This is a genomic window from Endomicrobium proavitum, assembly GCF_001027545.1.
In the GTDB taxonomy this organism is placed as follows: domain Bacteria; phylum Elusimicrobiota; class Endomicrobiia; order Endomicrobiales; family Endomicrobiaceae; genus Endomicrobium; species Endomicrobium proavitum.
Genome location: NZ_CP009498.1, coordinates 991,655 through 1,002,607, shown reverse-complemented (window position 1 = coordinate 1,002,607; position 10,953 = coordinate 991,655). Strand labels below are relative to the sequence as shown.

Annotated in this window: 13 protein-coding genes; 10 read left to right on the top strand and 3 right to left on the bottom strand. The window is 35.9% G+C overall.

Annotated features, from left to right (window positions below; genetic code table 11):
* Window positions 1–47: 47 nt before the first annotated feature.
* From Epro_RS04315 to Epro_RS07100, 8 genes are all read left to right on the top strand, one after another.
* Window positions 48–1,955, top strand: a complete 1,908-nt coding sequence (locus Epro_RS04315) for a hypothetical protein (protein ID WP_144412044.1) — start codon at window positions 48–50, stop codon at window positions 1,953–1,955.
* On the top strand, window positions 1,919–2,530 hold the full coding sequence (locus Epro_RS04310; RefSeq protein ID WP_052570762.1) for a hypothetical protein: 612 nt from the start codon (window positions 1,919–1,921) through the stop codon (window positions 2,528–2,530). The genes Epro_RS04315 and Epro_RS04310 overlap by 37 nt, the downstream gene beginning before the upstream one ends.
* Before the next feature lie 199 nt (window positions 2,531–2,729).
* A complete protein-coding gene (locus Epro_RS04305; protein ID WP_052570760.1) occupies window positions 2,730–3,065 on the top strand; it encodes a hypothetical protein in 336 nt (111 codons plus the stop codon).
* Window positions 3,031–3,900 (top strand): hypothetical protein, encoded by an 870-nt coding sequence (locus tag Epro_RS04300; RefSeq protein ID WP_052570758.1) that lies wholly within the window; start codon window positions 3,031–3,033, stop codon window positions 3,898–3,900. The genes Epro_RS04305 and Epro_RS04300 overlap by 35 nt, the downstream gene beginning before the upstream one ends.
* Before the next feature lie 325 nt (window positions 3,901–4,225).
* Window positions 4,226–4,624, top strand: a complete 399-nt coding sequence (locus tag Epro_RS04290; protein ID WP_052570754.1) for a hypothetical protein — start codon at window positions 4,226–4,228, stop codon at window positions 4,622–4,624.
* Window positions 4,625–4,667: 43 nt separating this feature from the next.
* Window positions 4,668–5,105, top strand: coding sequence for a DNA/RNA non-specific endonuclease (locus Epro_RS04285; RefSeq protein ID WP_052570752.1), 438 nt, complete (start codon window positions 4,668–4,670; stop codon window positions 5,103–5,105).
* On the top strand, window positions 5,106–5,588 hold the full coding sequence (locus tag Epro_RS04280; protein WP_052570750.1) for an immunity protein YezG family protein: 483 nt from the start codon (window positions 5,106–5,108) through the stop codon (window positions 5,586–5,588).
* A 79-nt stretch (window positions 5,589–5,667) separates the two neighbouring features.
* Complete coding sequence (locus Epro_RS07100) at window positions 5,668–5,832, top strand: hypothetical protein (protein WP_158409006.1); 165 nt, start codon at window positions 5,668–5,670, stop codon at window positions 5,830–5,832.
* A gap of 191 nt (window positions 5,833–6,023) precedes the next feature.
* On the opposite strand, the gene Epro_RS04270 is transcribed toward Epro_RS07100, so the two are convergent.
* Window positions 6,024–6,992 (bottom strand): M23 family metallopeptidase, encoded by a 969-nt coding sequence (locus tag Epro_RS04270; protein WP_052570746.1) that lies wholly within the window; start codon window positions 6,990–6,992, stop codon window positions 6,024–6,026.
* An 11-nt stretch (window positions 6,993–7,003) separates the two neighbouring features.
* Entirely contained in the window at window positions 7,004–7,465 is a 462-nt protein-coding gene (locus tag Epro_RS04265; RefSeq protein ID WP_052570744.1) for a hypothetical protein, read from the bottom strand.
* Between the two features lie 77 nt (window positions 7,466–7,542).
* Between Epro_RS04265 and Epro_RS04260 the strand changes: the two genes are divergently transcribed.
* Together Epro_RS04260 and Epro_RS04255 are read left to right on the top strand one after the other, a co-directional pair.
* On the top strand, window positions 7,543–8,076 hold the full coding sequence (locus Epro_RS04260; protein ID WP_158409004.1) for a DUF4416 family protein: 534 nt from the start codon (window positions 7,543–7,545) through the stop codon (window positions 8,074–8,076).
* Complete coding sequence (locus tag Epro_RS04255) at window positions 8,073–9,173, top strand: metallophosphoesterase (protein WP_052570742.1); 1,101 nt, start codon at window positions 8,073–8,075, stop codon at window positions 9,171–9,173. The genes Epro_RS04260 and Epro_RS04255 overlap by 4 nt, the downstream gene beginning before the upstream one ends.
* A gap of 238 nt (window positions 9,174–9,411) precedes the next feature.
* Here Epro_RS04255 and Epro_RS04250 read toward each other — a convergent pair whose 3' ends face one another.
* The gene (locus Epro_RS04250) at window positions 9,412–10,920 is read right to left on the bottom strand and encodes a lytic transglycosylase domain-containing protein (RefSeq protein ID WP_052570741.1); all 1,509 of its coding nucleotides are present in this window, start codon (window positions 10,918–10,920) and stop codon (window positions 9,412–9,414) included.
* Window positions 10,921–10,953: the final 33 nt, after the last annotated feature.

Here is a 10,953-nt window from a genome sequence, read left to right as displayed (position 1 = left end):
CTAACAAACAGTAAAACTTTCATCATAATAAAATGAATGTTATTAAAATGAAAAAAATCCTAATATCACTGCTATCAATAATAGTATTGAATAGCCAAGCGCAAGCAACGCTTGGCTATTCTTCTTACTTCCCGTCAATGTTTACAGCTTTTTATGAAATAGTTTCCCAAAAAAGCAACAACGATATAGCATGGGTAACCGAACAGACAACATTAACTGGCGGAAATAACGTAACAATAAACGTAGGCAACAAAACAACAGTAACGGGAGCAGTAATAAATTCAGAAAGCAACAACCTAACGCTAACAACCAAAGAGTTAGAACACAACGACATAGAAGACAGAAACACAACAGAAAGCAAAGGCTTCGGCTTATCAACAAGCATAGGCACATCGCAAAGCGACAAAGGAAAAACAAACGTAGCCCCCAACGGAAGCACAACGCTAACGCTAAAAAATACGGGCGAAGAAAAAGAACAAAAAACCAAAGCCACAATAGGAAACGGAACAATAATAATAAGCGGCGTGGAACAAACAGAAAATGACCTGCAAGGTCTAAACCGCGACGTAACCAACGCGCAAGAAACAACCAAAGATATAATAACCGGTGCATTAGACGCAAGCGCAACAATAGACAACCGAGCGCTGTTAGGCTTCATAAAAACAGAAGTAAAAGACAAAGACGGAAAAGTAATAGGCTACACAACCGGCTACCAAAACATAGCCAACGATTTTGAGAACTTACCCGGAAACGCCGTAAAAGCAACAGCAGGAGCATTAAGCACAGCAGCAAGCCCGCTAACGGCAATATACGCAAACATAACGGCATCAAAAAACAGTTCTGAAAACGGCGAAAATCCGGCGTATGATAAAACGGATATAATAAGCGTATGGAAAGCCAACCAAAGCGCAAACGCAACGGGAATATTAAGAGGCGGAAGCGAAGAAGCAGGAACAATAGTAGAAAAAATCAAAGCAGGAAAAGCAACGCCGGAAGAAATACAAGCGTTAGCCAAAATGACAGCGGACGGAAAAAGCAATTTAATGTATAGCGAAAAAGGCGAGTTGATAGACAGCGCAGGAAAAGTAGTATTAGGGTTTAACGATATAAAAGAACACCAAGGCTACGTCAATTTAGGAAACGGAGCAGCAACAAATGCGCTGACGTTTGCATTAACGGACGCAGAAGAGCGAGCGCACAATTACACCGGAAACGAAAGCATAGCCAAAGGAGCGGCAAAAAGCGAGCTGACATACTACAACGCAGTATCATGGCTAACCGGCGCAAAAACAATAACAGAAAACAACAGCAACACAAGCGGATATGGAACGCTAACGCAACTTAATTGGAATAACATATATAACACAAGCAATAATACATTGCTGAAAGAAAATACAATTGCAGCAAACGCAGTTGCAGATGAGAATAAGGCGTATAATCCTGCTGCGGCAATAGGTGTTTATGCTATAGAAGCAATTGGAGCAGCTGCAATAGCATATGCAACTGGGAAAACAATACAGGAAACAAATTTTTCCATTTCAGATTTAAATTTTCAAAATGCAGTAATAGCAGGTATAACACTTATTCTTATGGCAAATGATAGTGTAAACGCAGAAACATCAGGGGCATCTTCAGCAGAAACAACATCGGCAAGCGGTAGTCCAAATAATGGAAAAGAACCTGATAAAAAAGATAAAGGTGAGACTAAAAAAGATAAAACAACAAGTCAAATGAACCGAGATGTTCAAAAGGGAAATGCCCCCAAAGATATAACGAGAGTTGATAAGGGTAATAGGACTATAGGAGACCAAGATCACATTCATTTTAAAGATGGCAATAAGAATACGGCATTAAATAAAGATGGCACTTGGAGACATGAACCGAGCGACTCTTTTAAAATTACTAATAAAACAAAAGAATGGATAGAAAAGAATGGTTGGACATTGCCAAAATAGAGGAAGAGGGAGAATGTATGGATTATAAAAAGGAAGTTTTAAAATGGTTAAATGAATATTATGTTGAAAAAGATCTTTCTAAAAAAACCGTTGATGATCATATGGATGGTATACTAGAAATAGAAAATAAAAAAAGCAATTATAAAATTTTTTTAGAGCATGGGTTTGGATTTTTAAAAGCATTAGTAAATATATGCAAAGAAAACAACTTGCTTGATAAATTTATTCCAGTATTTAGGATAAGTTTGACAGATAAGGCGAAAATAAAAAAACATACAATAAATTCTTTAGAAGATATAATTAAAGATATGAGTGTAAGACCGCCTGAGATTTGCCTATATAAAAAAAGAAACATTGTAAATAACTATATCTGGGAAGAATATACATATCCTTTGCTTGATAGTTATTTAAATGGGATCTTTGGTAGTAATTATTATGTGGAATATAGTTTTTTTAGGGATAAAGACGATATAGAAGATAATTGGGAATATCAAAGAATGATATCCATTAAGTACAATGAAAATGGCAATAATAATGATTGTGAGAAACCTTTAATAATAAGTAAGCTGAAATAAATTTTAACAAGCGACTCTTTTAGATTTACTAAGGAACCAAAGCCACAATAGGAAACGGAACAATAATAATAGGCGGCTCCGTCATTGCGAGCGAAAGCGAAGCAATCCAGAGCTTAAACCGCGACGTAACCAAAACCCAAGAAATGAAAAATGTGTTAATAAAATCCGGCAAAGCAACAAAAAAGGGAGTAATACTTCCATGATATATAAAAGCTATGACATTTTAGATAAACAAATAATTACATCTTATATCCAATCAGGTGATAAAGATAAAATTACTTCCGCATTATTATCACTGTTTACAAATAAGATAGATAAGGTGTTGGCGATAAAATATTCTAACTGGGCTATGGAGCATAGTGATTTAGATATAAAAAAAATTGGTATTATTGGCATGGGGCATATTGCTCGCGTGTATGGTTTAGATAATGTCAATATTTTTAAAAAAAACATTGAGAGTATTGAGCAAAGTAAAAATATGGAATTAATAGGAATTTTAAATGACGCCAAAGATGATTTGTCTATATTCATCTAACACAAGCAATAATACGTTGCTGAAAGAAAATACACAAAAAGCAAACCAAGTAAAACTTGAAGACAAAAGCTATAGCACACAAGTAAAATGGGTAGGAATAGGTCGCTATAAAGTATTAGGAGCTAAAAAAGACGGCGATGTTAATGTATATAATGAATATAATAAAATTATAGGGCAAACGCCTTTTGACGATGAGTTCGTAAAGCATGATAGCACCAACAGAGACCTTGGAGCTGCAATAGGCGCAACTATTTTCCTTGATAATATTTTGGTGATAGGCGACTACAATATTTCCCTTGGCAATGATAAGACGGCATTGATTAATGATAATGTGGAACAAGCAAAAGGGGATTTTGGAGGCATAACACTATGGGAATCAAGAAGTGGAGGCAAACACGATATTAAACAGTATTTGGGTGATTATAATGGCTATTTATACAATGGAAAAATAGTTTCAGGAAGAGGCTTGGGTAATATATTATTTGGAAGGCATATAGAAAATATAAACTTTTCAAATAGATCTTTAGAATTAGGAGCTGGTGTTTATCATCAATACTCAAATTATCCTAATATCAATATAAAAGAATATAGATCTTTAAATGATGGGCTGCGTAATCTTGGAGAAACTGATGAGGCATTTAACCATATATTGCTTGGGGTTGCCGAGCAACAACAAAAAAATAAAGTTGAGGAACAGAGAAAAATTCAAGAACAAGCGAAGCAAGAGATATTGCGTCAAGTGGAGTTGAATGCTCAAAATCAAAAGATATTAGAAAAAGGGCAATCTATGCGACTTCAGATTTACGATATGAACAAACCATTGTTTATAAAGTAATAAGAGGGGTAAATTATATGTCTGAAAAGTCAATAAAAAAAATTGTAGAAAGCATATTAACATTTTTAAATATTATCTGTATGTTAGCGATATTTTTGATTTCATTTTTAGCTTTTTATTACTATCCAATTTTTGTAATTACTATGGCCATAATTAATTATTTTATATTCATAAAAATAAAAAATAAGATAATTGCAAAGAGTATCTTGTTATGCGTTAATTCCATGATAGTAGCAATTACTTTTGTTTTTGTTATTGCTTCTATTGACGTAGTGCATAAATAGTAAAAAATATTGAAATAATTCAACTCTATATGGAGTAGATAATGAATAATATATTTATAATTGGTGAAAAATTAAAAGAAAACATTATTGCAGTTGTTCTTTGGACAATAACATATTTTATTGTTTTTTATAAGGTTGATTTCGTGACTATATTGTCCCAATTAAAATTTAATATGCCTCAAAGAAATATGTCAGTATATATTTGTTTTGTGTCAGTTCTATTAGATATTTTGGCAGTCGGTTTAATATTTAAATATTTGCATGTTATAGAAAAGAAAGGACTAAAAGAAAAGCTAATAATATATCTATGTAATTGCGTAGCATTAATAGTTGTTGGTGTTATATCTGGATTCTTTGATGTTTTTTTTAAAACAATGATTTTTATTGCACATATAATATTTGAGTTTGGATTATGGTTGGTTTCTGGATTATTCAAATAATATATATTGCTAACAAGAAAGTATTATCCGAAAATAATAAGTAATAGTAAAAGAGGCGGACGGCTCAATAGCATATAAGACTAATGGATATCAATACAAATCAGATAAGTTTGGAAGAATAATAGAGTCTGGTGGTACATTGAGGTTAGAACAAGGCATTCGTAATCCAAATGCTCAACTGTCAGCAGGTGGGGTAGATAGACTGATAACAGATCATGGTTCACATCTTATAGGTACACGATTTGGTGGTTCTGGTAATTTGGATAATTTAGTTGCAGGGGATTCAAATTTGAATTTAAGCGCATATAAAAAACTTGAGAATATATTGGCACAAGCGTTGAAAGATGGAAAAAGTGTAACTGTTAATATTCAACCTAAATATGAAGGTACTTCTTTGCGTCCTAGTAAATTGGATATCAAATATTCAATTGATAATGAGAAATTCTCTGATGTATTATTGAATAAATCTGGGAGCAAATAAATGAATACAAAAGGAATAGAAGCGTTGTATCAAAAAATAGGAAGTGCAGTAAGTGCTATGATACCTGAAAAGTGGCAGCGAGTTATGTTATATGCAGAGGTAGAAGAGGATAGAAGTACAGTTATATTTTATTATTATACAGATGAAAACAACAAGCCTGTATATAGTTTAGATATAGAAGATTTTCCGGGTATTGATAAACAATATATCAATTCATTATATGATGATCTTATGGAATATATAAGGTCTTTATGGGAGGAGTTTAGAACTCAAAAGCAACAGGTATGGAGTAGTTTGACGATGCAGTTGTTCAACGTAGGTAAATTCAATATCTATTTTGATTATAGTGAGTTTGATGAGAGTAGAATAAATATTGTACAAAGACAAATGCTCTGGAAATATAAAAATTTAGGTATACAACCCACACACAAAGCGGATGTAGATTTTTTAAAAAAATATTTAAAAAAAGCACAAAAGATCTGACCTGAATGGGTCAATGGGGCATAACAACCGCCTCAGCAAACAGTAAAACTTTTATCACAATGAAATGAATACTATTAAAATGAAAAAAATCCTAATACCACTACTATCAATAATAATATTAAATAGCCAAGCAAGCGCAACGCTTGGCTATTCTTCTTACTTCCCGTCAATGTTTACAGCTTTTTATGAAATAGTTTCCCAAAAAAGCAACACAGACATAAGTAGCCTGCACCGCAGTGTCTAAATACGGTGTGGTCTGCGTATAGGATGTGTTTCTTATGGCTGCAAAGATAAAAGTGTAAGTAAGGATAAAAAACCGGAAGAATTTTAACTCTTCCGGTTTTTTATCCTTACTTAAATTGTATGTTTTTAAATTTTTACCCGTCTTCGGGACTTCGTCTTTGTTCATCAGCGCGGCGAGTTTTGCCGTTCTAACTACCAAAGAAATTTCAGCGGGTCTATTGAGGTATTGCCTTTTTTTACGGTGAAATGAAGGTGCGGGCCGGTAACTCTTCCTGTTGCGCCGCTTTTGCCTATCAGCTGGTGCGCTTTAACCCTTTGCCCTACGCGCACGTTTATTGACGAGAGATGTCCGTAATGCGTAATATATCCGTTTTGATGATCTATAAAAACCGCTGTGCCGTAATGTCCTGCGTCGTAGCTTGCAAGAATAACAACTCCGTCTGCCGCGGCGCCAACCCACGTTCCTGATTTAACTGCAATGTCTATACCGCCGTGCAAACTTACTTTTCCGGTTACGGGATGTTTCCTTTTTCCGAAAACGCTTGAAAGTCTTCCGCCTAAAGGGGAAACAAAAAGCGAACGCAAAGAATATTTTTCTTGCATTGATTCATTCATTAAATCTATCGCCGGTTTTCTTCCGGGAATAAAAATAAAGTCGCCCTCCGTAAAACTTGACACGCCGTAGTTTTCAAATTTTAAAACGTCGGTTTCAATATCGTATTTCTCCGCAATTTTTTCCCATGAGTCGCCCTTGCGCACAGGGTGAAGAGAGCCGCCTGCGGACGGAATTAAAATCTTTTGGTTTGTATTTACGTTATAAGTTGTCAGCTGGGGATTGCATCCTATGATGGTGTGGACAGAATAACCGTATTTTCCGGCAAGTTTCCAAAGGTTATCTTTGGGCTGAATTTTATACACGGAAAAATGAACTCCGCGAACGCGCGGCGCAAGATAAATCATTCTTGCCTGCGGGTCTTGTAGAATTTCTTCTGCGGAAAAAACAGGCAGCTTTACCTTAGGCGCGCCGTAAAGTTTCGGAAATATGAAAGCCGCCGACAACTGTATAACTATAAAAATAGCGATAAGCGCCGCAAAAAAAACAGACCACCGCAAAACGGCATTTTTTATTTGTTCAAATTTTTCTTTTTTAATTTCTTCCATAGCCGCTATTTTTATCTTCCTTCCTGATATATCTCGGTATCTTCGGCAGCTTCTCTGGCTTCTCTAATTTTTGCAAGCGATTTATCTCTTTTGGAAATTCTTTCTCTTTTTAAAAACGCCACATATTCCGGAAACGGCACTATTTTTTTTGTTTTTGAAATCCACACTAAAGAGCTTACGCCTTCTTTAAATTTTACTTTTGATTTTACGTCGCTTTCCGGATACCAAACCGAACCGATAATATTTTTATTTTGTTTTTTGCCGTAAGCGGAAAGCTGGGTTTTTAAAACGTCTTCAGCTTCGGAACTGTCCGGAACCACCGCCGTAAAATTTATATGCAGCACAGCCGGCTTGCTTGTTGTGTTTACGTTAAAATCTACGCTATAGTCGGAACCTTCGGTAAATTTATCGGCGGCAAACGCCGTACAGGAAAGAATTAAAAGCAGCGACAGCGAAATAAAAATTTTTTTCATGGTTTCCTCAAATTTTATTATTTTGTAAAATGTTTTTATATTTTACAATAACAAAGAGCAAAATAAAAGAGGAAAGTATGGGCAAAATTTCAACGGCTAACCGCGTGAAACTTTTTTGCGGAATAATAACTTCGGGCGACGACGTTACAAATAAAGCGTTAAACCGCCTTAAAGAAAAATTCGGCGAAATAGATTTTAAAAGCGAAATTATAGATTTTACGCAGTTTAGCAATTATTACAATCCCGAAATGGGCGCGGTTCTTCGGCGTTTTTGGGTGTCTTTTGACAAACTGATTTACGCCGACGAAATTTCAGATATAAAAATTTGGACAAATTCGGCGGAAGATTCTTTTGCGGACGGCGAGAAAAGAAAAATTAATATAGACCCGGGTTACATTACGCCTGCTACCGTAATTCTTGCCACAACAAAAGACTTCAGCCATAGAATTTACTTGTCAAAAGGAATATACGGCGAAGTTACTACAATTTATAAAAAAGACGGTTTTATGAAACTTCCGTGGTCTTATCAAGACTACATGTCGCAAACCGCGGCGGATTTTTTGCTTAAGGCCAGAGCAAAACTTTTGAAACAATTAAAAGATATAAAATGAAAAACGGGGGAATGCTTATGTTTCTTATTGTAATAATCTTAATTATTTTTGCGGGCTGCTTTTATATTGCCCAACGCATAAGTTCCGGACTTAATATTAATTCCATATACATATATATAGCGTTTGCTTTTGCCTGTATTTTGTCTATAGCGGCGTTTTTCGGAGCAAGACATTACATTCCGGCGGGCAATATAATTGTGCCCGCAGGATACGTGTGCATGGGCGTTTTTGGAATTTTTATAACAGTTTTTATTTTAAACGATATAGTAAATTTGGCGGCGCTTATTTTTAAAATAAAAAATTTTAGATTTTATTCCACCCTTGCGGCCGTAACTGTAAGTTCCGTTTGCGCGGTGTGGGCGCTTATAAATTTTGCGATGATACTTAATGTTACGGAAGTTGAAGTTGCCGTTGCAAATCTTCCCGTTGAATCTTTAAAAGTTGTTCAGCTTTCGGATTTGCATATTAACAATTACACGTCACAAAAAACCATAAATAAAATTTTTGATAAAGTTGAAAGTTTAAAACCGGATATTATTGTTATAACCGGCGACGTAATAGACGCGGATATATTTACGGACGGCAGGTATATAAAATACGGATTTGAAAAACTCAAAGCGCCTTACGGCGTTTATGCTGTAACCGGAAACCATGAATACTATACGGGCGTAAAAACTTTTACGCAAATGTTTGCCTCGCTTGGCGTAAAAGTTTTAAGCAACGAAAGCGTTTTGGCGGGTAATATAATTAACATCGCGGGAATAAATGATACGCAGTGGAACGGCGACGAAGCTATTGCGGACTCTTTGGAAAATGTAAATAAAAGATACCCTGTAATTTTTTTAAGCCACAGACCGGAATCTTTTGATAAAGCCTCAAAGATAACAAAAATTTTGCAGCTTTCCGGACATACCCACGCCGGACAAATTCCGCCGATAGAAATTATAAGAAGATTTTTCATGAAGTATAATTACGGTTTCTACAAAGAAAACGGCTCCGTAATGTATATAACCTCCGGAACGCGCCTATGGGGGCCTCCTATGAGATTGTTTAACACAAGCGAAATTGCAGTTATTAACTTGAAAAAGAAAAAGTGAAAAGTGGAAAGTGAGAAGTGGAATTAATGACAAAAACAAATAAAAAGAGCCCCGCACAATGTGCAGGGCTCTTTTTTTTATTTATCCTAAACGCAGCGAAAAATATTTAATTTTGTCGTTGCCGTTAATTTCACTTTCCACTTTACCGTTAAATAATGAACACGTATAATATTTAGCAAACGTGGATCCCGGATTAAGACATTCCGGGATGACACTTCGTGTCACTTTTCACTTTGCCTTATTTAAAGTATTTCTTTCCGGGGCGCACAATTAAAACCTGATTTAGTTTTAAATATTTTTGTTTGTTAAGCTGCGGGTTGTCTTTTTTAATTTCCGACGGCGTTGTGGCGTAAAGTTTTGCTATTTTTTCAAGATACTCGCCTTTAACAACTTTATGTTTTATAAATCCCGGCGACGGGTTTAAATTTTCCGTTTTTGCAATATTTTCTAAAAACTTTTCTTTTGAACCGTAAGGAATTTTAAGTTCAAACCCCGGATATCCTTGAGGCGTGCACCACGCGTTAAGCGCGGGGTTTAACTTTTTTATTTCTTCAATTGTGGTTTGAGCGCACTGCGCCGCTATTTTTAAATCTATAACTTTATCCGTTTTGTAAACGTCGTATGCGGCAGGCGCTGCGTAATTTAAATTTGTAAAACCGTATTTTTTCAAATCTCTTGCAACCGTAACAACGGCAATAAACTGAGGAACGTATCTTTGCGTTTCTTTGGGTATTGCGTTTCTGTCGGTCATCTCGGTAATATTTGTGGCGTTAGAAAATTTCATGTCGCGGATAAGCCCGTATTCGCCTCTGTTGTAAGCGGCTAAAACCAAATGCCAGTCGTTAAGCATAATGTATAATTCTTTAAGATATAAACACGCCGCTCTTGTAGCTTTTTGCGGATCTTTTCTTTCGTCAATCCAATAGTTTATTTGCAGCCCCAGCGCTCTTCCTCTGTGTGGCATAATTTGCCAAAGCCCCACTGCGCCTGCGTGAGAAACGTCGCCGTTGTAAAATAAACTTTCAACTATCGGCAAATATAAAAGTTCTTCGGGCAAATTAAATTCTTGGAGAGTTTTCAAAATCATAGCGCGGTATGCGCCGCTGCGCTCAAGGGCAGTTTGCATATTTTTTTTTGCGGTAACGGAATAAACGTTTATGTATTTTTCAACAAGAGAGTTGTCTTCGCACTCCATAGGTATGGACGGTTTGTCTTTTCCGTTGTAGGGCAAAGGCTCGTCTATGGAATAAATTCTGTTGAGTTTTGTAAGAATGCTTTCAAGATCGTCAAATAGAAAATAATAAAGTTCGGAATTTATTTCCGCCTTCTCAAGTTTGTTTGTGAAATTTGAAAACTGTTTTTTTGCGGTTTTAAAATCTCCCTTTTTGTAAGCTTCCACGGATTTTCTGTATGCCGACGAGGCTTCAAGAATAGCTTTTTTTGACGATTGCTGTTGCGGCGCGTCCGCAAGCGCAGAAGTTATTGCGCTAACCAAAGGATCTGCGCTTTCCTGCCAAGACAGCGATACTGATTCCTCGGGAGTTGTTATCACCGGCTCGCTGTTGTCGCCGTTGTCGGTTGAAATTGTCGCTTCTTGCGGCGCGGTAATAATTGCTTCAGATGCAAGCTGCCTATCGGAAGTTTCCTGATTTTCATTCGGGTCAAATTCCTGCGCGTTTGCGTTTAAAGCTGCGGCGCAAATAAATAAAGCGGTAAAAAAATAAAACGTTTTCTTTTTTAAATTCATAATTGCAACATTATACAAAATTTTTCATTGAAA

Bases quoted from the DNA above. Each gene is read 5' to 3' on its own strand.
- Epro_RS04315 (WP_144412044.1), top strand. From the start codon at position 48: ATGAAAAAAATCCTAATATCACTGCTATCAATAATAGTATTGAATAGC.
- Epro_RS04310 (WP_052570762.1), top strand. From the start codon at position 1,919: ATGGATAGAAAAGAATGGTTGGACATTGCCAAAATAGAGGAAGAGGGA.
- Epro_RS04305 (WP_052570760.1), top strand. From the start codon at position 2,730: ATGATATATAAAAGCTATGACATTTTAGATAAACAAATAATTACATCT.
- Epro_RS04300 (WP_052570758.1), top strand. From the start codon at position 3,031: ATGACGCCAAAGATGATTTGTCTATATTCATCTAACACAAGCAATAAT.
- Epro_RS04290 (WP_052570754.1), top strand. From the start codon at position 4,226: ATGAATAATATATTTATAATTGGTGAAAAATTAAAAGAAAACATTATT.
- Epro_RS04280 (WP_052570750.1), top strand. From the start codon at position 5,106: ATGAATACAAAAGGAATAGAAGCGTTGTATCAAAAAATAGGAAGTGCA.
- Epro_RS07100 (WP_158409006.1), top strand. From the start codon at position 5,668: ATGAAAAAAATCCTAATACCACTACTATCAATAATAATATTAAATAGC.
- Epro_RS04270 (WP_052570746.1), bottom strand. From the start codon at position 6,992: ATGGAAGAAATTAAAAAAGAAAAATTTGAACAAATAAAAAATGCCGTT.
- Epro_RS04265 (WP_052570744.1), bottom strand. From the start codon at position 7,465: ATGAAAAAAATTTTTATTTCGCTGTCGCTGCTTTTAATTCTTTCCTGT.
- Epro_RS04260 (WP_158409004.1), top strand. From the start codon at position 7,543: ATGGGCAAAATTTCAACGGCTAACCGCGTGAAACTTTTTTGCGGAATA.
- Epro_RS04255 (WP_052570742.1), top strand. From the start codon at position 8,073: ATGAAAAACGGGGGAATGCTTATGTTTCTTATTGTAATAATCTTAATT.
- Epro_RS04250 (WP_052570741.1), bottom strand. From the start codon at position 10,920: ATGAATTTAAAAAAGAAAACGTTTTATTTTTTTACCGCTTTATTTATT.